This window comes from Paenibacillus sp. J22FR5 (assembly GCF_059691975.1).
Genome location: NZ_JCAUAN010000002.1, coordinates 496,234 through 519,550, shown reverse-complemented (window position 1 = coordinate 519,550; position 23,317 = coordinate 496,234). Strand labels below are relative to the sequence as shown.

The 23,317-nt window shown below is 46.7% G+C and carries 19 protein-coding genes; 3 read left to right on the top strand and 16 right to left on the bottom strand.

The window, feature by feature from the left end; all coding sequences use genetic code 11:
* Positions 1-480, bottom strand: a complete 480-nt coding sequence (locus tag AC58P7_RS05690) for a glutathione peroxidase (protein WP_497340678.1) — start codon at positions 478-480, stop codon at positions 1-3.
* Positions 481-665: 185 nt separating this feature from the next.
* Here AC58P7_RS05690 and AC58P7_RS05685 point away from each other — a divergent pair, with 185 nt between their 5' ends.
* Positions 666-2,828, top strand: a complete 2,163-nt coding sequence (locus AC58P7_RS05685) for a HelD family protein (RefSeq protein ID WP_497340676.1) — start codon at positions 666-668, stop codon at positions 2,826-2,828.
* A gap of 73 nt (positions 2,829-2,901) precedes the next feature.
* On the opposite strand, the gene AC58P7_RS05680 is transcribed toward AC58P7_RS05685, so the two are convergent.
* The 3 genes from AC58P7_RS05680 to AC58P7_RS05670 all read right to left on the bottom strand — a co-directional run bounded on the left by AC58P7_RS05680 (position 2,902) and on the right by AC58P7_RS05670 (position 5,505).
* On the bottom strand, positions 2,902-3,744 hold the full coding sequence (locus AC58P7_RS05680) for a DegV family protein (protein WP_497340674.1): 843 nt from the start codon (positions 3,742-3,744) through the stop codon (positions 2,902-2,904).
* A 17-nt stretch (positions 3,745-3,761) separates the two neighbouring features.
* Complete coding sequence (locus tag AC58P7_RS05675; RefSeq protein ID WP_497340672.1) at positions 3,762-4,610, bottom strand: DegV family protein; 849 nt, start codon at positions 4,608-4,610, stop codon at positions 3,762-3,764.
* A gap of 124 nt (positions 4,611-4,734) precedes the next feature.
* Entirely contained in the window at positions 4,735-5,505 is a 771-nt protein-coding gene (locus AC58P7_RS05670) for an SDR family NAD(P)-dependent oxidoreductase (RefSeq protein ID WP_497340921.1), read from the bottom strand.
* Positions 5,506-5,565: 60 nt separating this feature from the next.
* Between AC58P7_RS05670 and trhA the strand changes: the two genes are divergently transcribed.
* Complete coding sequence (gene trhA, locus AC58P7_RS05665; RefSeq protein ID WP_497340670.1) at positions 5,566-6,192, top strand: PAQR family membrane homeostasis protein TrhA; 627 nt, start codon at positions 5,566-5,568, stop codon at positions 6,190-6,192.
* A 7-nt stretch (positions 6,193-6,199) separates the two neighbouring features.
* Here the strand turns inward: trhA and AC58P7_RS05660 are convergent, their stop codons facing one another.
* Positions 6,200-6,853 carry a GDSL-type esterase/lipase family protein gene (locus tag AC58P7_RS05660; RefSeq protein WP_497340668.1) on the bottom strand — a complete coding sequence of 218 codons (654 nt, stop codon included), beginning with the start codon at positions 6,851-6,853 and terminating at the stop codon, positions 6,200-6,202.
* Positions 6,854-6,921: 68 nt separating this feature from the next.
* Positions 6,922-7,230, bottom strand: coding sequence for a hypothetical protein (locus AC58P7_RS05655; RefSeq protein ID WP_497340666.1), 309 nt, complete (start codon positions 7,228-7,230; stop codon positions 6,922-6,924).
* A 130-nt stretch (positions 7,231-7,360) separates the two neighbouring features.
* On the opposite strand from AC58P7_RS05655, the gene AC58P7_RS05650 reads away from it, so the two are divergent.
* Positions 7,361-8,524 (top strand): M20 family metallopeptidase, encoded by a 1,164-nt coding sequence (locus AC58P7_RS05650; RefSeq protein ID WP_497340664.1) that lies wholly within the window; start codon positions 7,361-7,363, stop codon positions 8,522-8,524.
* Here the strand turns inward: AC58P7_RS05650 and AC58P7_RS05645 are convergent.
* From AC58P7_RS05645 to AC58P7_RS05600, 10 genes are all read right to left on the bottom strand, one after another.
* Positions 8,458-9,195: an MFS transporter gene (locus AC58P7_RS05645; protein ID WP_497340662.1), complete on the bottom strand. Its 738-nt coding sequence runs from the start codon at positions 9,193-9,195 to the stop codon at positions 8,458-8,460. The genes AC58P7_RS05650 and AC58P7_RS05645 overlap by 67 nt on opposite strands.
* Before the next feature lie 60 nt (positions 9,196-9,255).
* A complete protein-coding gene (locus AC58P7_RS05640; protein ID WP_497340660.1) occupies positions 9,256-10,137 on the bottom strand; it encodes a DMT family transporter in 882 nt (293 codons plus the stop codon).
* Positions 10,138-10,308: 171 nt separating this feature from the next.
* Entirely contained in the window at positions 10,309-10,650 is a 342-nt protein-coding gene (ytxJ, locus tag AC58P7_RS05635; protein ID WP_497340658.1) for a bacillithiol system redox-active protein YtxJ, read from the bottom strand.
* A gap of 672 nt (positions 10,651-11,322) precedes the next feature.
* On the bottom strand, positions 11,323-12,924 hold the full coding sequence (locus tag AC58P7_RS05630; protein WP_497340656.1) for a PucR family transcriptional regulator: 1,602 nt from the start codon (positions 12,922-12,924) through the stop codon (positions 11,323-11,325).
* A 216-nt stretch (positions 12,925-13,140) separates the two neighbouring features.
* Positions 13,141-13,557, bottom strand: a complete 417-nt coding sequence (locus AC58P7_RS05625) for a PaaI family thioesterase (protein WP_497340654.1) — start codon at positions 13,555-13,557, stop codon at positions 13,141-13,143.
* A 53-nt stretch (positions 13,558-13,610) separates the two neighbouring features.
* Complete coding sequence (locus AC58P7_RS05620; RefSeq protein WP_497340652.1) at positions 13,611-15,281, bottom strand: long-chain-fatty-acid--CoA ligase; 1,671 nt, start codon at positions 15,279-15,281, stop codon at positions 13,611-13,613.
* A 37-nt stretch (positions 15,282-15,318) separates the two neighbouring features.
* Positions 15,319-17,091: an acyl-CoA dehydrogenase FadE gene (locus tag AC58P7_RS05615; RefSeq protein WP_497340650.1), complete on the bottom strand. Its 1,773-nt coding sequence runs from the start codon at positions 17,089-17,091 to the stop codon at positions 15,319-15,321.
* A 51-nt stretch (positions 17,092-17,142) separates the two neighbouring features.
* Positions 17,143-18,330 carry an acetyl-CoA C-acyltransferase gene (locus AC58P7_RS05610; protein WP_497340648.1) on the bottom strand — a complete coding sequence of 396 codons (1,188 nt, stop codon included), beginning with the start codon at positions 18,328-18,330 and terminating at the stop codon, positions 17,143-17,145.
* Positions 18,331-18,707: 377 nt separating this feature from the next.
* Positions 18,708-21,101, bottom strand: coding sequence for a 3-hydroxyacyl-CoA dehydrogenase/enoyl-CoA hydratase family protein (locus tag AC58P7_RS05605; RefSeq protein WP_497340646.1), 2,394 nt, complete (start codon positions 21,099-21,101; stop codon positions 18,708-18,710).
* 93 nt (positions 21,102-21,194) lie between these two features.
* Positions 21,195-23,240, bottom strand: a complete 2,046-nt coding sequence (locus AC58P7_RS05600; RefSeq protein WP_497340644.1) for a (Fe-S)-binding protein — start codon at positions 23,238-23,240, stop codon at positions 21,195-21,197.
* Positions 23,241-23,317: the final 77 nt, after the last annotated feature.

Below are 23,317 nucleotides of genomic sequence, written 5' to 3'. Positions count from 1 at the left end.
TTAGGCTAAAACAGACTCAATATCTGCGCTAATATCCGCTGGCTCCGTACGTGCACTATATTGCTTCACAACATTACCATTGGCATCAACTAAGAATTTCACGAAATTCCATTCAATCTCGCCTGTACGATATGGCTCAGGTGTATGGCTAAGCAGATACGTATACAAAGGATGCGCATGCTCACCTTTTACATCAATTTTATCAAACAACGGGAAAGACACCTTGTAGTTAAGCTCACAGAAGGATTGAATTTCTTCGTTCGTACCTGGCTCTTGACCGGCAAACTGATTACAAGGAAAACCGAGTACAACGAGTCCTTTATCTTGGTATTGCTCGTTTAGCTCTTGGAGACCTTTAAAGTGCGGGGTAAGACCGCATGCACTCGCTGTGTTGACAATGAGCAGAGCCTTTCCTTTAAATGCTGAAAGAGTTTGTTTTTCACCTGTAATCGTTTTGACTTCGATATCATAAATAGACATGATTCCCTTCGCCTCCATCTAATAATATACATACCATCTGAGTATACCATTCCTTTCCACAGAAGCCCAAATGTGAGGCAATTCTTTTTACAGAATTGCTTTCTATCTCCAGTCAGGTGTGTTATAGTGTTTACCTGTTTATTACAAATGAATAGACAACATCTGATCTTAGGAGGTAACTGATCTTGGACACAAAGACTCAAAGTGCCTATCAAGAAGAACTTCAAAGGCTCGAACAAACGAATATGGAAATCGATAAACAGCTGGAGCGCCTTAGAGCAACTCCGGTCTATTACGGTCCCGATTTAACCGAGCAAGCCCTTGAAGTTTTACGTGAGAACGGCAGGCACAATTTATCCAAAGCCATCGATGAACCGTATTTCGGCCGCCTTGACTTCGAAGAAACGGGTGCTGGATCACCTGTACCGCTTTATATTGGTAAAGCTGGTGTTGAAGACGAGCGCACAGGTCACCTTCTCGTCATTGATTGGCGCGCTCCAGTTGCAAGCCTGTTCTATTCTTTCACAGGTGGCTTGGACGCCGCTTCTTATGATTCGCCTGACGGCCTTGTCGACGGGCTGGTCTATCTGAAGCGAAACCTTGTTGTGCGCAAGCAAATTCTCCAGCGTGTTGTAGATACATACGACCGAAATGAAGACTCTCTCTCCGTCGGTGACGAGTTCTTACTCTACCGATTGGGCGAAAATAAAGATAACAAGCTGCGTGATATCGTCTCCACAATTCAAGCGGAGCAAGATCGGATTATCCGTGCCGCAAAGAACACTGCACTCATTATCCAAGGGGTCGCCGGAAGCGGTAAAACGACGGTAGCCCTACACCGACTCGCATTCCTTCTCTATCAATATCGCGAACAAGTCCGAGCGGAACGCATGATTATATTCGCGCCCAACTCGATGTTCTTGGACTATATATCGGGCGTATTACCTGAGCTCGGCGTCGGCAATATTCAGCAAAGCACCTTTACCGATTGGGCGTTGAATGTGCTTGACAATGAAGTGCAAATCGCAGATCAAGAGCACACGCTGCAGCGCTGGTTCGCCCTCGGAAGCAAACGACCTCCGGTTGACGATCAAGCACCAGGCCGTTTCAAGGGAGCTATCGCCTTCAAGCACTTCTTGGATGACTGTATGAACCGTATTGAAGAGACCTATGTTCCCAAAGCCGACTTCTCGCCTTGGGACGGGGTTAAGCTTCCCATCGCCACCATACGAGAATGGTTCTTCGTCGAGAACAAGCATTACCCGATGATCAAACGCCGTGAACGTGTTGTCGCACGTATCAAGCGTTGGATGGAGATGCAGCTCGATAAAGTTTGGGAACAAAGCCTGAAGAAGGAGCTGAAGAAGAAATCAGCTCAAAAACTACGCACCTACCTTACAGGCTGGCCCGAGTATACAGCATTTTCCTTTTACAAAATGCTGTTCACTGACAAAGGTCGACCAGACAGCCTGCCAGCCGATCTCCTTCAAGGCATACCAGAATCTATCGTGACCTCATCTGCGAAGCTTTTTAAGAAGAAGGAAGTGCAGCTTGAGGATCTTGCTCCTCTTCTCTACATCCACACGCGACTTCATGGCATTTCATCGGAACGACTATTCGATCATGTTGTCATTGATGAGGCGCAGGACTTCTCCCCATTCCAAGTGGCGGTATTAGATGCGTATACGCGAAATAGTTCCTTCACCATTCTAGGCGATTTATCGCAAGGGATTCATGCTTATCAAGGCATTCAAGATTGGAAAGAATTTTCCAGTTTGTTCCAAGCGGAAGAAAACGGATATTTCGAGCTTGAACGAAGCTATCGTTCGACAATGGAAATCATTCAATTTGCCAATCTGGTGCTTCAGCGCGGTGTTAGCAACCCCTTGCTTGCAGTTCCTGTCTTCCGCAGCGGGAACAAAGTCCGCGTACTACAAACAGAGCCCAAAGAGCGACTGCCGCTGCTGCAAAAGGCGATCAAAAGTTTACAAAATGGTACTTCCAGCACCATTGCTGTTGTGGCGCGTACCGAGAAACAAGCGCAAGAGCTGCATGAAGCTTTGACCGTTCTCGGTATCGAGACGAATCTGATCACCTCCAAGCAGCGCGTCTATCGCGGCGGCATTTCCGTACTGCCTGTTTATTTAACTAAAGGCTTAGAATTCGACGCGGTTATTCTGATGGATGTTACTGCGGAGCACTATGAAACCACGCTCATGGATGCAAAGCTGCTCTATGTGGGATGCACACGTGCTCTGCATGAACTCTGGCTGCTCGTGACGGGGGATATGTCGCCGCTCGTCACAACAGACGATTCAGATATCACAACAATGGCTTTTCCATCCTAAGTTTTACATGGATATAAAAAGACACCTATTCTCAGATCACAAGGATCCGGAAATAGGTGTCTTTTTACCCATCTTAGTAAGCGACCAATACGCCGCCTTCGCCTGCGTAGCTACCAATCACAGTGCCCATATTGGAGAACAATACGTTGCGAAACGGATGCTTTTCCAATAGCTGAGCCATGAATTCACGCGCCCTCGCTTCACAATTACTGTGCGCAATCGCTATGACGTCTTTCTCGTAATCATGCTCTTTATCACCGAGATACGAGATTAACCGCTTCAAGGCTTGCTGCGTGCCGCGAATTTTCTCAACAACTTCAATCGCGCCTTCTTCGCTAGCTTTCATGAGCAACTTTATATTCAAAACAGACGCCACAGCACCACGCACTCTATCGAGTCTTCCGCCTTTGATGACATTTTCAAGTGTGTCTAGGAAAAAAAAAGTCCCCGCGTTCGTTACCGCTTGTTGAATCGAAGCTATAACTGACTCATATGCCATTCCACTTGCAACCATCCGAGCGGCTTGATACACGAGAACACCTAATCCGAGTGAGGTTGTTTTAGAATCAATAACCTCAATTCTGCCTGTAAAGCCATCTTCCAACAGCATCTCTTTCGCCATAACCGCGTGATGGTACGTAGAGCTTAACGCCGATGAGAGACAAATCACCAGAATATCCTGATCGGGTCCCGACTTCTTAAATTCACCCAGGAAATGACCAGGTGCAGGGCTAGAGGTCTTTGGCAACGCGCTCTCTCGCTTCATTCTTGCATAGAAATCGGCAAGTTCCATATCTGGCGACATACATTCCTCGCCAAACTGAACGGACAAGGAAACGATCCCTACGCCTATTTCATCCACAGTACTTCTCGGAAGGTCGCAGCTGCTATCGGTGATAATCTTGATTGTCGTCATGAATGTCCACTCATTTCTTATTTTTTGGCGAAAATAATACCTACCGTATGAGGTCCACAGTGGCTTGAAATGACGCAACCGGTTTCCGTTAAATAGATGTTTTTCACGTTTGTATGCAATTCAAATTGCCGTTTAATGTATTCAGCTTCCTCGGATGCTTGCGCATGTGTGATGAACATAAATTCTGTATCCATTTCATCTTTGAACGCCAATGCATTTTCGAGCAGTTGGTTCAGCGCTTTTTCTCGTTTACCTCTAACTTTGTCCGTTAGCTGCATAGCGCCGTCTATGACTTTGACGATAGGTCTAATCTTGAGCAAACTCCCAATGAAAGCTTGTGCACTCGAGCATCTGCCGCCTTTATGTAAATACTCTAATGTATCAATAATGAACGACACTTCGATTTTGCTCTTTAAAGGCTCAACGATCGCTACAATCTCAGATTGGCTTCGTCCTTCTAATGCAGTTTGCGCAGCCTTAACTACTAGTACGCCAATACCCGTTGATAGGTTTCGAGAATCGATCACCCTAATTCTACCAGCCGGAAAACTATTTGCTGCAATAATTGCATTCTGGACAGTGGACGATAATTCTGAGGATAGCCCAATATAAACAATATCCTCTCCTGCCTCGATCCATGGGGCAAATGCCTTCTCAAAGTCAATTGGCGATGGCGCAGCTGTTTTGGGCAGCTTCCCCGTATGTGTCACAAAGTCAAACAGCTGCCCAGCGTTTATGTTAACGCGATCCCGATACGATTGTTCCTCAAATATCACATATAAGGGTACGATCTCGATTTGGTAGCGTTGCAAAATTTCTTCACTCAAATCACACGTACTATCAGTAAAAATACGAACACGTGACATCCGATCCTACCACCTTATCTACATGTTGCCTTTAAAATAAGTATATCTATCATTCGTTCAAATTTGTATACAGTAAAATAGAACGACTAAAAAAGATCAATCCTGCAATTTTAGACAAATTTCGCTAAAATCCGTAAATTGTCATCCCGCCATCCACGAATAGCGTTTGGCCTGTGACATAATTAGCCGCATCGGAAGCCAAGAATACAGCTGGACCGACTAGCTCTTCAAGCTCACCTACTCGACGCAGTGGAGTTCTTGCTATTATTTCGGCTAAATAATCGGGCTGACTCAAAATGTTCTCCGTCAGTGGTGTTTTGAAATACCACGGACCAATGCCATTCACCAAGATGCCATATTTTCCCCATTCCAGGGCGAGTACTTTCGTCATCTGGATCATGGCTGCTTTCGTTGCAGCATAGACGACACCAGTACGGAGCGCAACCTGTCCAGCAACCGAGGCGATATTGATAATTCGCCCATATTCACGCTGCTTCATATGGCGGCCGACAATTTGTGAGCACAAAAATGCGGATTTCAAGTTCGTCTGCATAATCGTGTCCCACTCTTCATCCGTGACAGCCAAAGCCTGGCTGCGGATGTTCATACCAGAGTTATTGATGAGAATATCAATGCGAGCAGTCTGTGCAATGATGGCTTCAACCGCTTGTTCGATTTGTTCACGATTGGTAACATCCACAGTAAATGGATAGGCTTGTCTGCCTAATGCGCGGATTTCCTGCGCTACGTCTTCCAGATCGGATGCCGTTCGAGCGAATATGGCGACATCAGCTCCTGCTTCTGCTAAGCCAACGGCAAGTGCCCGTCCAATACCTCTGCCAGCCCCCGTCACAAGTGCAACTTTATTATTTAGTTGAAATGAAGGTAAATACATGGTTTCAACGTCCAATCTATAGAAGGAATTGTTATTCTGCAAAAGAAAGTAGGGTTTAATATGCAATACTCCTTGAAAGAAGAGAAAGCAAATGCGTGTACGCACGGAATTGGCGTCGTGCTCAGCCTGGCAGCACTTGTGCTGCTCATTGTTCAAGCGTGCTTGCACGGAAATGCTTGGCACATCGTCAGCTTTAGCATCTTTGGTACAGCGCTTGTTATTCTGTATACATGCTCTACACTGCTCCACAGTATCACGAATGCGAAAATAAAAGATGTCTTCGAAATTCTCGACCACTCGGCCATTTATTTGTTAATCGCTGGAAGTTACACCCCTTATTTACTCGTTACGTTACGGGGAACTCTTGGCTGGACCTACTTCGGCGTCATTTGGGGCTTAGCCCTCATCGGCATTGTTTTGAAGCTATTTTACGTAAAAAGATTCATCCTGGTTTCAACCTTATGCTATATCGTAATGGGATGGTTAATCGTTCTCGCATTTAAGCCGCTCTATGTTCATTTGCCTCTAGGCGGCATAGTTTGGCTAGTTGTAGGTGGCTTACTTTACACACTTGGCTCGATTTTCTATGTATGGAGGCGCATCCCCTATCACCATGCCATATGGCACTTATTCGTGCTGGCTGGCAGCGCCTGTCATTTCATTTCGGTTTTTGATTATGTCAGATAGGTTCATCCTAGACAAACAACTGCTGAAGCTGCTGCAAGGATACGGTGACCTCTAATTGATTAGCAACTTTCTCATAACCAAGTTGGTTAGGGTGAATTGCATCTTCAGACAAAAAGCGCGCCGCTTGACCGACAAATGCATCATAGACTTGAACAATTTGGATATGAGGCTGTTCTAGTTTCCTCAGAAATAAGTTAAAACGTTGCACCCAATAGGCTGCATCTGGTACCTGTGGCAGTGGGTTATATAAACCAATAATGGCGATTAAATACGGGGCCTGAATGCCTTTACGCAGCTTCTTAATTTCATTGATGAGCTTCTTATAATTGGACTCATAGGTATGAAGCGCCTTCTTGAGAATCGAATTGTCTCCATCATAGAAAAATGGAATTGCCGCTTGAATCAAATCGTTCCCGCCTGCTGTAATGGTGATGAGAGTCGCTTCCTGGATCGCTTTACGAATTTGCGGATCGGATTCTATCGTCTCCAGCAATTGTGCTGTCGTAGCTCCATTCGTGCCTGCATGCTGCAAAGCTACAGGTACTTGGAGCATGCTTTCTAACCATTGTCGGTAGATTGACACGAAGCCTTGACCTTCCTCAGCACCATAACCAACGGTTAAAGAATCACCAAACGCCAAATATTGAATTCTTTTTTCCATCGCTATCCTCTCCCTAAAGCGTGACGTATATTACTATATGCGCCACCGCCCAGTTTGGGAAGGGATACCTATACGGGTTCATTCGTCGTTTTTTTGGCGCTTACAAGCTGACTAACATAATCTTCGATTTGTGCCTTCTCCGCATACGTGAATTGGAATTCACTATCACAGCCTTCATCGTGCAGGACAATTTGCACAATCTCGCTGACTGTATTGCAAATAACAAGAATGGATGGTGCAAGTAGACCTTCAGGGAGCTCTTCCCCTTCAGCCATATGGATACCTAAGAAAATGTCCCGCCATTGACCGCGGCTATCCTCTTCAAGAAAGGATAAGCTAAATCGGTGTTCCTCGTGCTCTGCCCCATATTTCATCATCGTCTATTCCTCCACTTTCATAAGATCACGAATGATCATGCTTATCGCGTAACGAGCTTGCATTTGGTAGTTCTCGCTTCTTTATACTACAATGGAGTTAAGAACCATTCAACAAAGGAGAAGACAACTTATGAAATCAATCATATCTCAAACCATAGAATGTAACGCAGCAAGATTCAAAGACATCTCCCGCTTCATCGGGGCGAACCCAGAACTTGGACATGAAGAATTCCTTGCATTTGCTCGATTAACGGAAGAATTAGCCTTTCATGATTTTACAATTGAACGTGGTGTCTTAGATATTCCTACGGCTTTTATCGCAACTTATGACTCCGGAAAGCCAGGTCCCGTTGTAGCCTTCATGGCTGAGTATGACGCACTCCCTGACCTCGGTCACGCCTGCGGTCACCACCTCATTTGTATGATGAGCATTGGGGCTGCTATTGGCCTCAAATCGGTTCTAAATGAAACCGGCGGCAGCATCCGTGTCTATGGAACACCAGCTGAAGAAACCAAGGGTGCCAAAGTCCCCATGGCAGCTGCAGGACTTTTCCGAGACGTCGACATCGCCCTTATGGCGCATCCTTATCACTCGTATGAAAAATCAGGCGAATCGCTGGCTATGGATGCCATCGAATACGAATTCTTCGGCCGTTCCGCTCATGCCGCGGCACAACCTTATGAAGGCATCAATGCGCTCGACGCGGTATTGCAGCTATTCAACAGCATCAATGCGCTTCGCCAGCAGCTCAAGACCGATGCCCGCATTCACGGGATCATCAGTGAAGGCGGTAAAGCACCGAATATCATACCGGATTATGCGGTTGCCAGATTTTACGTCCGCTCAGCTACCCGTACCTACACGAATGAGCTGGTACAAAAGGTCCTGCACTGTGCAGAAGGCGCGGCACTTCAAACTGGCTGCACATTGAAAACATCGTTCTATGAGTATTCCTACGATGAACTTCGTACAAACGAAGCCTTATCGGGCGTGTTCACTGATCAATTGTTTGAGCTTGGCATCGATCCGAAAGAAATTGAAATCGGCAAAGACCACGGTTCCTTGGATCTTGGCAATGTCTCCACCCAATGTCCAACCATCCACCCATTTGTGAAGGTTGTGAATGAACGACACCTGCTTCATACGAAGGAATTCCGTGATCTCGCTATGACAGAGCCTGCTTTGGACAGCATGCTCTTTACGGCCAAAGCACTTGCGTACACGGCTTATGAAGTACTTTCCAAACCTGCCTTATTAGCATCAATCAAAGCAGAATTTGAAGCTGCAAAATGACCATTTTTCCGTTCTTCCAGCTGTGCAAGAATCGTAAAAAACAAGCCCATACCGATTAACCCGCTAACCGCAATCATTGAAGCCATTAACCACGATGACAGCATACCGCCAAGGATAACCCCGAGCCCGCCTAGAAACGTAGCTCCTCTATATACCATGCCAAATAAGGCCATATAGGAGCTGCGCGCATGGTCGGGTGCCAGGTTGCCGAGGTAAGCTTGCTTAATCGGCACATACATCAGTTCACCAACGGTGGCAATCAGCATCGAAAGCAAGAGCAGTCCAGGTTGGTTGCTGTAAGCCAGATAGCTATACCCCGCAATATAGCAAGCATATCCGATGAATAGCACTTTCCGGTCAGAACACCTGCGCATGCGAACCCCCATAAAGACAGAGAGAACAACCACGAGCACTGTATTCTCCGTACGCATAAAACCTAGCATTTTAAGGCCATCAATCCGCCAACCTTCGGTTACCCACGGGAGTAGCGGCGTATCCACCATCTCTTTCCCCAAACGAACTGCCACATAATTACCAAGATGAAACTCCACTGAAACTAACAGCAACGAAGCGATTGTGAAAATCATAAACGTCTTATCACGCATCACCATGCGGTAATTCGCCCAGATCGAAGGACTATTTTTTCTCGTTTTATCGCCTTTTGCGATCATTTGAGGCTTATAATCATCCTGAAATTATTAACCTTTGTTCAATTAAAAAGAATAAGAAGTTTATGGCTTCTCATTACTACGCAAAAACAACGCAACACCAATTAATAGCAAACAGCCAGCCCACAACTGCATCGTCGTAATCGTTTCACCTAGCAAGAAATAGGCTAAAATAGAGGCGCCAAGCGGCTCGCCAAGTACGGTCATGGATACCGATGAGGCCTTCATATATTTCAACAACCAGTTAAACACATAGTGTCCAAAAATCGTAGACACGAAGGCTAGGAGGAAAAAGATCGCCCATTCTTTCAACGGATAGCCTGTGAACGATTCACCAGAGTAAACATTCGTAACCGCAAGCGTTAGCCCCGCAAAAAGGAACACGAGAAAACTGTACACATACGCTGAGATGCGCTCGCGCAAGCTTTTGCCAAGTAACATATGTAACGCAACCGCGATCGTCCCTACGAAAGACAATACATCCCCTTTGAGCGCTTCTCCGGAAAATTGAAAATCGCCCCACCCGATGCAAATCGCTCCAACAATCGCAATACACATCGCAATTAATGCGGTACGACTTGTCCGAACGCCATGAAGTAGAAAGGCTCCAATAAGTACAAAGATCGGCTCAAGCGTCAAAATTGCAGTCGAACTGGCTACCGTCGTATAGCGCAGCGAATCCATCCAAAATAAAAAGTGCAAACCAAGCGCAATACCCGAAACAGCTGTACGAAGCCAGTCTCTCAGTTTGATTCTCGCAAACTCGTTACGATAATTCCACAGAAAAGGCAGCATTAACACGTTGGTCATTAGCAGCCTATACATGGCGATCACAGAAGCCGAAACGTCCGACCATTTTACAAAAATAGAGGAAAATGATATCGCTATAATACCGATCAAAAGGAAGATTGGAATGGGAATTTTCGTTTTATTCATGGCATTCATGGTAAATAACTCCTTATGTATCAGATCGCTTCTTGTTGTCGTCAAATAAGTATATAGGAGGATGATCGGATTGCCAATCTTTTTTGGTCAATGTTCAATTAATTGAAAACAAGAAAAACCCTCCGTTTCACCTATTTCACATAGGCAAAACGAAGGGCTTTCGTTACAGAATTAGTCCAAAACCGCGGACATATGTTTGTTCGTTACAGACCAGTGCGATGTATTCCAAATGGATTCCTTATTTTTGAAATAAAGAATTTGCGGGGAAGCATGCTTGATACCTAGGTCCTCTGCGATTTGATTAGAAACCGGACGTGACTCAATGACTTTCACTAAGAAATAATCAACAGCCTCATTGTGTGTACCAGATAAATATTGTTCATATTCATCAAGCGCGCTTGCACTTACTGGACAAGTTGTACTGTGCTTAAGAATAACAGCAGGCTTTTCGATGGAACGATCAAGCACTTCCTGCCATTCTGTTAACGTAGTTAACTCTTTCCAAACAGACATGTTTCACATCTCCTTTCTCTACTTACTCCTCAAAATTATAAGGTAACGACTTGGCATATGCAACTAACTCTCGGAAGAGGCCTTACCGAGAGCTGAGGCTGTCTCTACATGGTCTTGGTCTGTCAGAACATATCTAAGAAGTACAAACTCATTTTCTTACTCTAAGCTGTCTTTTAAGTTTTTCAAATGGAGTAGCATAGGAATCTTCATATTTTTTACAGGTTAAATTCCAGTTGACAGCATAAGTCTATCTATGTTCATAGCCATACGAATAGATAGATGTTGTCGTTAACCCACGCTGAGTTTACCTACATATTGTCATGGTGCCCTTCGATCGGGCTCAGATATCCAATAGAAGTGTTCAACCACTTCTATTCCGTCATTGCATAGACAAGCTGGCGGAATAAGAGTGGTCAACCGCTCTTAACGAGCTATGATTGTCGTTCCAGATGCCATCAGATGCCCCATAGAAGTGGTCAACCACTTCTATTCCGTCATTTAATAGACAAGCTGGCGGAATAAGAGTGGTCAACCGCTCTTAACTGGCGCTAATAGCCGCTCGGTCGGGCTCGGGCTCTCAAGTAGACCTAGGCTATATCTGATACTCCTGTTTAGGAGGCTCACTTACAAAAAAACCCTTCGCGCCAACTGGCAACAGAGGGTTTGGTGTATTTAAGATCTCACATGCAGGAACTGACGGAATAAGAAGACAGCCTTCAGTTTCAATAGATCATTTACTTTTTTGAAATCCACTTGCAAAAGATCACTAATTTTCTCTAACCGGTACGTAACCGTATTACGATGAATGAATAATTGCTTAGCCGCTTCGCTTACTTGGCCATCATTTCGAATAAATACTTCAAGTGTTCGAATCATCTCTTGCGAGTACTCTGGATCCTTCTCTAAGAGAGGACGTAAAATCTTGGCACAGTAATCTTCCATCATTGGAGAAGACAAATGCTGAAAGAGATGAGCGAACTCGATCGTCTCATAATGGAGAACCCGATCTGGCAAACAGAGCTTCTCCGCCATCCTTTGTGTCTCACCACATTCTAAGTACGCTTCACGAAGTGCCGTTGGCTTCACTTTCAGAGCTGAAGTATAGAACACCATGCTATCTGGATCTGATGCCCTTCCTGCATCTCCTTCATATTTACTTAATAGTTGCGACAGCTCTTCTTCTGGAAAGCCATCCGCTTGTGTTGTGGAATAGATCGAGAACATCTGATCCTTCAGAATAAAATGATGTCCGCGCAAATTGCTTGATTTGGCATGAGCTTCCATGTATTGCTTTAGTTCTTTGAGTTTCTCATTGGTCGTTTCCGCAACCAGAGACTCCTTCTTACTCTTTCCGATGACACATTGATAGGCGCCCGTGAATATGAATAAACCTCTTTCTTCCGCTTGTTCCATGAACTCATCAAGGGACGTCCCTTTATCCAAGTAGCGGATCAGGTTATTCTGCATATCCCGCTCAGCTGAAGCTTCCACATGCGATCGGAACGTATAATTCATATGAAAGGTCAGAATATCAGCCGCTTGCTGGAACAAACCTTCCTCTACGGTAGCAAGTAACAGGGCATCAGGAATGATTAGCAAATGGCCAAGCGGCTCGTCATCCTGTTGCTGCAAGCCAACGCGATAAGCCCGATCCTTCCCAGCGTAAACCCAACCTGATTTACGTTTTTTCGGCCAATTTTGAGCTAACTGATCCGGACTCCATGAACTAGTATTATATAAAATTTGCCCTCTTGCACCGACGACCGCCATGGGATACCCTAGAATTTCGCTTACGAGCTGAAACATGGAGAGCATATTATCTTGCTTTAGCCCAAATTGCATCAGCTTCTTCTGCTTTTCGAGTACGGTTTGCAGCAATTCTGTGTTCCGGCGATATTCCGCATTAAAAAGTGCATTCATTTGATCCGAAAAAGTAAATTGAAATGGCATCTCAATGATCGGAAAATGCAAGCGATCCGCCTCATCCATAACAATTTGCGGCAGCTCCGTCCAAAATCTCCCGAGCTTAATCCCTAGACCTGCGGCTCCTCGGTCATTTAATTTGCGCAGGAGGTTCACGGTTTCTTGCGGGCTGTCTTTCATCGCGAATGCGGTTGTGAACAGCATCTCACCCGATTTCGTCCAATCCGCAATATCAGGTGCGTCCATCACATTGACTGATTTAACGATACGGGATTCCCCTTGTTTCCCGGCGACCAACTTTGCTTCCGTTAACGGATAAATCGCTAACGCTTCACGAATGGTAAGATGCATCGTGCTTCCCCCCTATGCCTTTTAAACGATTATAGGATGACCTTATGCTTTCAGTCAATGAATTTGTGTCATGAAACATGACATGAATAGAAAATTTATGAAATTTTCATGAAATTTATTAATGTTATGTAATATTATATGACATTAGAATTATAGAAGAACCCTCACCACCACATCCATTGTGGTAATGAAGGCTCCATTGCTCAAACGTTTTCTCTAAATAACACGAAACGATCCTGTCCCCATCGTCCCCAAATTCCCTTCACCATCCTCGACACGACCTTGCGCTGTAATCATTTTACGTGACTGATGGACAAGTTCTGCTGTCACCAGCAGCCGTCCAGCATAAAGCGGAGATACAAAATGCACATTCAGATTCGTCGTTACGACCTTCTCCTCCGGCCTAGCTACCATGGCTATTATCCCCATAGCAGTATCCAATAGAGATGACGTGACACCGCCGTGAACCATACCTATCGGATTCAAATGATGCGGCTTAGCATCCAGGGCAATTGTAATAATACCGTCCTTCATACTGACAAATTCACAGCCCAGATAACCCCAGAAGGTGGGCTCCGCTGCGGCGGCGAGCTGCTGCAATCTTCTGATTATACGATCGTTTCCATCATCCATTGGACTCCCTCCTTCTTTGTAAGGACTGCCCCTACGCATGATCGTCAAACCCTTCACTTCTTCACTTCTTCCTCCAACAATTGACGCCGCAAGACCTTACCAATCATCGTCTTCGGCAGGGATTGCCGGAATTCAACTTTACGCGGCACTTTATAAGCTGCTAAACGTTCCCGGCACCAGACGTCCAACTCCTTCTCAGTAAGCGTCATGCCTTCCCGTAAGACGATAAAAGCTTTCACGGTTTCTCCACGGTACTCATCAGGAACGCCGGCTACAGCCGCTTCTAGAATGGCAGGATGTTCATAGAGGACCTCTTCTATATCGCGAGGATAAATATTAAAGCCACCTGCGATGATTAAATCCTTCTTCCGGTCAACGATCGAAAAGAAGCCATCCTCATCCATGCGTCCCATATCACCGGTATATAACCAGCCGTCTTTGATCGTCATCGCCGTTTCTTGCTCGCGCTTCCAATAGCCCTTCATGACTTGAGGGCCTTTGATAATAATTTCACCGATTTCACCAATTGGCAACTCTTCACCCGAGGCAGAATCCACCACTTTCGTATCCGTATCCGGAAAAGGAACACCAATCGACCCAATTTTCCGAAAACCCCAGATCGGATTCGCATGCGTAACGGGGGAGGCTTCCGTCAACCCATAGCCTTCTATTAATTTACCTCCGGTCAATGACTCAAATCGTTCTTGAACCTCCAAAGGCAGCGGCGCAGAACCGCTTACACAAACGTTGATCGAGGAAATATCAACCTCTTTCACCCGCTTATGGTTGATTAATGCCACATACATGGTAGGCGCTCCAGGGAAAATGGAAGGTTTTAAAGTATGAATCGTATCCAAAATCATATCAATATCGAACTTCGGAATAAGGATTAGCATACCCGCCCGAAACATGGCTTGATTCAAAAGAACAGTCAAACCAAAAACATGGAAGCAAGGAATTGCTCCTAAGAAACGATCTCCTTCAGGCTGTACACGATAGCACCAATGACTCGTCTGATACGTATTAGCAATTAAATTCGTGTGAGTCAGCATCACACCTTTGGATAGTCCCGTGGTTCCTCCTGTATATTGGAGCAGCGCAATATCTTCATCGGCGCTTACATCCACACAAATAGGCGTTTTGGCAGCAGCATGCACTAATTTCTTGAACGCATAAACACCATCACCATAGGTGACATCCAGCTTAGCGCCATCCTTTTTCATTTTAATCGGGTATAAAAGATTTTTCGGAAACGGTAAATAGTCCTTAATCGATGTCACAATCACATGGCGGATAAATGTTCTTGCTTTTGCCTTCTGTACACGATCGAACAGCAGATCTAACGTTACTATCACCGTTGCTTCTGAATCAGAGAGCTGATGAATCAGCTCTCTCTCCACATACAACGGATTCGTCATGACAACAATCCCGCCCATCATTAACGTACCGAAATACGCGATAATAGCCGAAGGACAATTCGGCAGCATGATCGACACCCGTTCTCCAGGTCGTACCCCAAGATCTGTCAGCACATGTGCAAATTGATAGGACGCTTGAAGCAATTCGCGATACGATAGCTTTTTCCCCAAGAAATACAAGGCAGGCCGTTCGGGAAATTGATTTGCGGAATCAACCAACAGACGTGCTAGATTATGTTTCGGATACTCGTAAGTCGGCGCCACTTCCGCTGGATAATGACGCAGCCAAGGCTTTGTCTCCCTCATACAAAACCATCCCCTTCAGGTTCATGACATCGATATTTTATCCGATGAACTTCTCACCCTGAATTACACGTGCGGCGATGTCACGCTTCAACCCCACCGTATTGACACTGCTCCGTCTAGACAGTTTTTTTAGTAAGGATAGTTGAGTCCGAAGCACATCTCCTTCTTCCATCGTACTGAGCGCTTCTTTCGCATATGCCTCTATTTTGTCAAAAGCTTCATGAACAAATACCGTTGTAAGTTGAATCGCGTTATGCGCCTTCCCTTCACCAAGCTTGTGAATAAGCTTTTGTGTGCGCAGAAGACCGCTTTCTGCTGCAAATATTTGAATCATGATATCCGCTAGGTTGCTCAAAATCTCTTGGTTTTTTTCAAGCGCCATGCCATATTTCTGAACAGCAAGCCCACCTACCATGAGGAAAACCTTCTTCGCCATCGTGACTAGATGCGCTTCTTCCGCAAGAAGGCCTTCGAACGTTTGCCCCGGCATATAAGATAGCAGCTCGCCTTGCAGTTCCTGCGCTTTTTGCAGCAAAGGCAGCTCACCCTTCATCGCTTTCTTCACAAGTGTACCAGGAATGAGCAACCGATTAATTTCATTCGTACCCTCGAAAATCCGATTAATCCGTGAGTCGCGATAGATACGCTCAACTTTATATTCTTGGATGAACCCGTATCCGCCATGAATTTGCAGTCCTTCGTCCGCAACGAAGTCTAGTACCTCCGAAGCGAACACTTTATTAATGGAGCATTCCAGCGCATATTCAGAAATCCCCTTGGCTGACGTTTTCCCTGCATCTGGACTTGTGTGGTCAATATCCTTAAGAATGTTATCAAAAAGGCCCGTCGTACGGTATACCATGCTTTCAAGGATATACGTTTGAATGTTCATCTCTGCCAACTTTTTACCAATCAATGGAAACCTTGAGATCGGTGTCTGGAATTGCTGACGCGTATTCGCATATTTGACTGCAAGCTCAATCGTTTCTTTAGAAGCACCTAGACAGCCTACAGCTAATTTATACCGACCAATGTTCAAAATGTTAAAAGCGATGAGATGACCTTTCCCGATTTCTCCGAGCAGGTTTTCGACAGGCACTTTCACATCCTCGAAAAATAAAGGACGCGTTGAGGAGCCTTTAATCCCCATCTTTTTCTCCTCGGGGCCCATTGTAAAGCCAGGATCGCCTTTCTCTACGATAAACGCCGTGAAGTCCGTTCCATTGATCTTCGCGTATACGATAAAAATATCAGCGAAACCGGCATTCGTAATATAGAGTTTGGAGCCGTTTAACAGATAGTGCTTCCCGTCATCAGAAAGTCTAGCAGTTGTTTTCGCACCAAGGGCATCCGATCCCGACGTCGGTTCCGTTAAGCAATAGGCAGCAATCTTAGCACCGGTGGCAAGGTCAGGTAAATACTTTTTCTTCTGTTCAGGCGTACCGAAGAAAACGATAGGCAGTGTTCCGATGCCGACATGTGCGCCAATCGATAAAGCAAATGACGACGCTCGCGCTAAATTTTCGCTAATAATCGTGGAGCTCACCTTATCCAAGCCAAGACCGCCGTAAATTTCCGGCACATCCGCACCAAGCAACCCGAGGTCACCAGCACTGCGCATTAGCTTTACGGTTAAATCATAATCAAGTTTCTCCAGATGTTCGTCATTCGGCAGGACTTCGCCATTCACGTAGTCACGCGTTGTTTCTGCAATCATGCGATGCTCTTCGGTGAAATCCTCAGGCGTTACGATAGAATGAAAATCAAGATCTGATATGACAAAGCTTCCGCCAACGATTTTGTTCGACATGAGACAACTCTCCTTTGATTGGATATTAAACATTGCGATCTCTACACGCGATTATTCAGGAGCATGCACTTGAAAAACACCTGCCGCTCCCATACCCCCGCCAATACACATCGATACGACGCCATACCCGCCGCCGCGGCGCTGCAACTCATATATCAAGCTTGTTGAAAGCTTCGCTCCTGTACAGCCAAGCGGATGACCAAGGGCAATCGCCCCGCCATTCACATTCACTTTCTCCTCATCAATACCGAGCTCGCGCACAATATGAACACATTGCGAAGCAAAAGCCTCATTAATCTCAAAGAGATCGACTTGATCCTGCGAAATACCTGCCATTTGCAGCGCCTTCGGGATCGCTTTGACGGGCCCAACGCCCATGATTTCCGGCTCCACCCCGGAAAGCGCGAACGACAGAAACGTCGCCATCGGCTTCAGCCCGAGCGCTTCCGCGCGCTCGCGGCTCATCAGTACGGCCGCCGCTGCGCCGTCCGACGTCTGTGACGCGTTACCCGCCGTCACAGAGCCACCCAAGCTGAACGCTGGCTTCAGCTTGCTTAGGCCTTCCACGGATGTATCAGGGCGAACGCCCTCATCCGTGGCAAACACGTACTCACGAACGTAGGCTTTGCCGCGTTCGTCCACGCCCTTCACGCTCGTGCTCACCGGCACGATCTCATCGGTAAAGCGACCGGCGGCGATTGCAGCCGCCGCCTTCTGATGGCTGCGCGTCGCGAAGCCATCCTGCGCTTCGCGCGAGATGCCGAAGCGCTCCGCGACGGCTTCGGCCGTGTGCCCCATGCCCATGTACACCTCGGGCATGGTCTCGACGAGCCGCGGATGCGGCGAGAGCTTGAAGCCCGTCATCGGGACGTGGCTCATGCTCTCCACGCCTCCGGCGATGATCACCTCGGCGTGGCCGAGCATGATGCGCTCCGCCGCATAAGCGATGGCTTGCAAGCCGGAGGAACAGAAGCGATTGACCGTGATCGCTGGCACGGTCACAGGAAAGCCCGCATACAGCGACATTGTGCGGGCAAAGTTCAGCCCTTGCTCGCCTTCGGGCATCGCGCACCCGATAATGATGTCCTCGACATCACCCTTGTCGAGTCCGGGTACACGCCGTACAGCTTCTTCGAGTACGGCTTTGCCTAGATCTTCTGCGCGCGTTTGTGCGAAACTGCCTTTTTTCGCGCGCCCAACGGCGGTACGTGTTATGGATACAATGACGGCTTCCTTCATCGAACTCACCTCATTAGGAATAATTGGATAAAAATTTCACATTTAACATTTCTGTATATTCATCCGGTTAACAAGTACTCTAGGGTCACGATGTGATCTTTCAGCCTCACTTCTATCCCTAAAGGGAACGAGAGTGCGCTATTTCAGTCATTTCAGCCTATTTGGGCGCGTAAGGGAACGTGAGTACGCTATTCTCTCGAAATTAAAGCCAAATGCTCAGATTTGGAACAAATAGCGCACTGTAGTTCCCCTTCACTACAAAGCCAGGGTTATTGAGCACAAATAGCGTCTCTTTTTTCCCTCCGCGTACCTTTCCTGCCACCCGCCAATCAATCTACCTACCACTCACCACAGCTTTACGCATCACCGCACGCAAGCTAATTCCGCAAAGCCTTCCCCTTCGAAAGCATATACTGCATCCGCTGCTGCGTCTTAAGCTCACCACACAAGCTCAAGAATGCCTCGCGCTCCAAATCCAACATGTATTGCTCCGTCACCATCGTCCCTGCTGGTACATTACCTCCAGCCAACACATGTGCGAGCTTATTCGCAATCAATTGGTCATGAGATGAGATATAGCCGCCTTTGCGCATCGTGTATGCACCGACCTGCATAACCGCTTTCCCGTTCTCACCCACAACGCGGATTTTCTCTTGTGCTGGCGGTGTGTAACCCGCTGCATCCATCCGAAGCACCGCTTGCTTCGCTTCATAAATTCTATGATCCGAATTTACAACGACAGAATCTTGCGCTCGCATATAGCCGAGACGTTTCGTATCATGGCCACTCGTGGATACCTTCGCCATCGCCACAGTCTCGAACACGGCATTGATCCAAGGCTGTAGATCAACTTCGGGGTCTCTCACTTGTTGACTGGCCAGCATCGCCAACTCTTTGCATCCGCCGCCGGCAGGGATTAGACCTACCCCCGTTTCAACGAGTCCGTAGTACGTCTCTGCAGAGAATATCGTTTGATCCGCCGGCATACAGGCTTCTACTCCGCCGCCAAGCGTCATTTTATGAGGGGCAGCAACCACAGGTTTATCCAATCTCTTCAGCTTCAGCATGGCGTTTTGGAACAATCGGATGATGCCATCCACTTCGTCCCATTCGCCATCCTGCGCCTCCATCAGCAACAGCATCAGATTGGCACCGACGCAGAAGTTTTTACCTTCATTTGCGACAACCAGCCCGCGATAATTACTTCGTACCTCATCCACACTTTGCCCAATCATCGTAAGGATATCCGCGCCAATCGCATTGTTCGGGGAATTGAACTCCAGGCAAGCCACGCCATCTCCGATATCAATTAAACTCGCTCCGCTGTTCGAGCGGATGACTTTGTTTTGCTGTTTGAGCGCAGCAAGTGAAATGATCTCCGGTCTGGACTCAACCTCTCGAAGCTCCTGATTCAGGATTGCAAAGGTTCGACCCTCTTGCCGTTCATAGAAGCTATCGTGACCCGCAGCAATCCACACTTTTACCCAGTCAGGGACTGTGCTGCCTTCCGCTTCCATGCGATCAACGGAACGCTTCAAACCAATCGCATCCCATGTTTCAAAAGGTCCCAATTCCCAGTTAAAGCCCCACTTGAGCGCATTATCGATGTCCACGATGTTATCCGCGATTTCATCGCGCTTCTCAGCCGCATAGAGGAGAACTGGCTTCAAAATGTTCCACGCCAGCTCCGAGTACCGATCCTTCGCGCCCAATAACGCTTTAATCTTTGCAACTGTTCCCTTTGCCTGTTTGGAGGCTTCCAAGGATGCTGAACTAATATTACGGCTGGCTGAATATTCCATCGTTGCTAGATTTAGAGCCTGAATTTCCTTGCCTTCAGCGTTTTTCACTTTCTTATAAAAGCCCTGACCTTGCTTCTCGCCGATCCAGCCTTTGGCCACCATCTCTTTCAGGAGTGCAGGTGTATCGAAGACATCCTTTTCTACAGGATCCGTCACAAGTTCGAACACATTGTTCGCAACATGAACGAAGGTATCGAGTCCAACCAGATCCAACGTGCGGAAAGTTGCGCTTTTCGGCCGCCCCATGGCAGGTCCTGTAACCGCATCTACCTCTTCAACTGTATATCCTTTCGCCAACATTTCACGTAGCGTAATCAAAAGCCCATACGTACCAATCCGGTTACTAATAAAGTTAGGCGTATCCTTGGCTTGAACAACACCCTTGCCCAGCTTTTTCTCACAAAAATCAGTCATGAAGGTAATAATAGCTGGATCCGTCTGCTCATTCGGAATAATTTCCAATAATTTCATGTAACGCGGTGGATTAAAGAAATGAGTTCCTAAAAAGCTCTTTTTGAATGCGGCCCCAGCGTTTTCGACCATGGCATTGATGGAAATCCCCGATGTATTTGAGGACACGATGATTCCAGGTTTCCATACCGATTCAATACGTGCGATAAGTTCTTGCTTGGCTTGCAGATTCTCAATGATGACTTCAACGATCCAATCGACCCCGCTCAGCTTCGCCCAATCATCCTCGATATTCCCTGGTGTTATGCGCGATGCAAAAGCTTCGCTATACAGAGGTGCCGGATTCGTTTTCGCAAGCTTTTCCATGGCACTAACGGCGAAACGATTACGTACTTTAGGATGATCCAGCGTGAGTCCTGCTGCTGCTTCTTGTGGTGAAAGCTGCTCAGGCACTCGGTCGAGCAATAAGACAGGAATACCTACATTGGCTAAATGCGCAGCAATACCGGAACCCATTACACCCGAGCCAATTACTGCAGCCGTACGAATAGTTGTCATGAAATCATCTCCTTAAAGTTTTTCGATAGAAAAACTAGCTTCGAAAGCATTACCTAAGTTTTTCGATAGAACACCTAGCTTCGAAAGCATTCGCTACACCCTTTTTTCAGTCAGACCAAACACTGATTGTGCAAGAATTTCCGCGATATCTCGCGCTTTTACTTGTTCCTCTACTTCTTTCAGCTTCGTGCCATCCTCAACCATCGTTAAGCAATAAGGACATGCGGAGGAAATGACTGTTGGTTTGACGCTCAACAACTGCTCCGTACGCGCCACATTCACACGAGTACCCGCTGTTTCTTCCATCCACATCATGCCGCCTCCGGCTCCACAGCACATGCTGTTCTCTCGGGAACGCGCTTGTTCCACAAGTTCCACGCCAGGGATCGCCCTTAACACATTTCGCGGCTCCTCATACACCTCGTTATAACGGCCCAAGTAACAGGAATCGTGATACGTGATGCGCTCATTAACCTCATATTGCGGAGTCAAGCGCCCTTCTTTAACCCACAAGTCCAGCAGTTCCGTATGATGATACACCTCAGCAGTTAGGCCAAATTCCGAATACTCATTTTTGAACGTGTGGTACGTATGCGGGCATGTCGTGACGATTTTCTTCACCTTGTACTTCTGAAAAGTCGTAATATTATCCGCGCACAGCTGCTGGAACAGGAATTCATTCCCCATCCGACGAGGCGTGTCACCGGAATTTTTTTCCTCATTTCCTAATATGGCAAAAGAGATACCAGCCTCCTTCATTAATTTCACGAATGCATGGGTAATTTTGCGGCTGCGATTATCGTATGCTCCCATCGAACCCAGGAAGAACAAGTACTCAAATGTTGGATTCTCTTTAACCGTTCGCACTTGAAGCGCATCTTCAGGGTCTACCTCTTTGACCCATTTCACACGATCGTTTCGGGAGATCCCCCATGGGTTACCTTGTCTCTCGATATTCTGCAGAGCACGCCTGCCGTCATGAGGCATACTGCCTTGTGTTAACACCAAGTGCCTGCGCATATCAATGATTTTATCCACATGCTCATTCGCGACTGGACACTGATCTTCACAGTTACGACAAGTTGTGCAAGCCCAAAGCTCCTCTTCGGTGATCACACCGCCTATCAACTCAACCTCTAACGGATCTCCTTGCGATTCCGGCGCAAACAACATGGCAGGCACCCAAGGTGATTTTGAGGTGATCGCCGCACCTTTATCTGTCAAATGATCGCGCAGCTTCGTAATGAGATGCATCGGTGACAGCAGTTTGCCTGTCGTATTGGCGGGACACACGCTCGTACATCGTCCGCATTCTACACAAGAGTAGAAATCCAACATCTGCTTTTGCGTAAAATCTTCGATTTTGCCGACACCGAACGACTCCGCTTCTTCATCCTCCAAATTCAGTGAAGCCAGTTTGCCTATTGGCTCGGTGCGCCGCAGCAAGATGTTGATTGGAGCGGTAATAATGTGAAAATGCTTGGACTGCGGCACATATATGAGGAAAGATAGCAGAATCAGCAGATGCATCCACCAGCCTGCATAGAAACCAACTGTTGCCGCTGAAGATGATATTCCATCGAATAAGGCAGCCCATGCTGAGGTCAGCGGGGCGAAGCCTGAAGCTGAGAGACCTTCCCGGACACGTTCAAAGCCGCCACTCACAACTATGGATAGCATCAAGAACATAATAAAAAATACAACAATACTTGGCTTCCAGCCTCGTTTGAGACGTTTGAGCTTTTCGATGTACCGGCGATAAGTTGCATAGCCCATAGCCAGTACGATCAAGCCAACCGTTACTTCCTGCATGAGTGTGAAATATTTGTATCCAGGAATCGGTAACCCTCGGTCAATTAATCCTTTTAAAATTAGGTCGAGCGCGCCTAGCTGTAGAATAATGAAGCCATAAAAGATCACGATATGCATAATGCCGCTCTTTTTATCCTTCAATAACTTCGTCTGGCCAAACACTTGAACCATAAAACCTTGGAGCCTCGTCTTCGCTTCTTTCTTTAAATTCACCGATTTCCCCAACTGGATATATAAATATCGGTGATAAACGATCCGGCCGAACCCAAAGAGCGCCAAACCCGTAACCGCCAAAAAAAGGAGAAACTGAATCAGCGAACCGATCATGGAGGACCCTCCTTTGTATTTAATTTAATAGCACCGAAGAGACGGAACGTAGTTCCATATCTTTTAACCATCTTCCA

Coding starts and splice junctions, on each gene's coding strand:
- AC58P7_RS05690 (WP_497340678.1), bottom strand. CDS start 480: ATGTCTATTTATGATATCGAAGTCAAAACGATTACAGGTGAAAAACAA.
- AC58P7_RS05680 (WP_497340674.1), bottom strand. CDS start 3,744: ATGACGACAATCAAGATTATCACCGATAGCAGCTGCGACCTTCCGAGA.
- AC58P7_RS05675 (WP_497340672.1), bottom strand. CDS start 4,610: ATGTCACGTGTTCGTATTTTTACTGATAGTACGTGTGATTTGAGTGAA.
- AC58P7_RS05670 (WP_497340921.1), bottom strand. CDS start 5,505: ATGTATTTACCTTCATTTCAACTAAATAATAAAGTTGCACTTGTGACG.
- trhA (WP_497340670.1), top strand. CDS start 5,566: ATGCAATACTCCTTGAAAGAAGAGAAAGCAAATGCGTGTACGCACGGA.
- AC58P7_RS05660 (WP_497340668.1), bottom strand. CDS start 6,853: ATGGAAAAAAGAATTCAATATTTGGCGTTTGGTGATTCTTTAACCGTT.
- AC58P7_RS05655 (WP_497340666.1), bottom strand. CDS start 7,230: ATGATGAAATATGGGGCAGAGCACGAGGAACACCGATTTAGCTTATCC.
- AC58P7_RS05650 (WP_497340664.1), top strand. CDS start 7,361: ATGAAATCAATCATATCTCAAACCATAGAATGTAACGCAGCAAGATTC.
- AC58P7_RS05645 (WP_497340662.1), bottom strand. CDS start 9,195: ATGATCGCAAAAGGCGATAAAACGAGAAAAAATAGTCCTTCGATCTGG.
- AC58P7_RS05640 (WP_497340660.1), bottom strand. CDS start 10,137: ATGAATGCCATGAATAAAACGAAAATTCCCATTCCAATCTTCCTTTTG.
- ytxJ (WP_497340658.1), bottom strand. CDS start 10,650: ATGTCTGTTTGGAAAGAGTTAACTACGTTAACAGAATGGCAGGAAGTG.
- AC58P7_RS05630 (WP_497340656.1), bottom strand. CDS start 12,924: ATGCATCTTACCATTCGTGAAGCGTTAGCGATTTATCCGTTAACGGAA.
- AC58P7_RS05625 (WP_497340654.1), bottom strand. CDS start 13,557: ATGGATGATGGAAACGATCGTATAATCAGAAGATTGCAGCAGCTCGCC.
- AC58P7_RS05620 (WP_497340652.1), bottom strand. CDS start 15,281: ATGAGGGAGACAAAGCCTTGGCTGCGTCATTATCCAGCGGAAGTGGCG.
- AC58P7_RS05615 (WP_497340650.1), bottom strand. CDS start 17,091: ATGTCGAACAAAATCGTTGGCGGAAGCTTTGTCATATCAGATCTTGAT.
- AC58P7_RS05610 (WP_497340648.1), bottom strand. CDS start 18,330: ATGAAGGAAGCCGTCATTGTATCCATAACACGTACCGCCGTTGGGCGC.
- AC58P7_RS05605 (WP_497340646.1), bottom strand. CDS start 21,101: ATGACAACTATTCGTACGGCTGCAGTAATTGGCTCGGGTGTAATGGGT.
- AC58P7_RS05600 (WP_497340644.1), bottom strand. CDS start 23,240: ATGATCGGTTCGCTGATTCAGTTTCTCCTTTTTTTGGCGGTTACGGGT.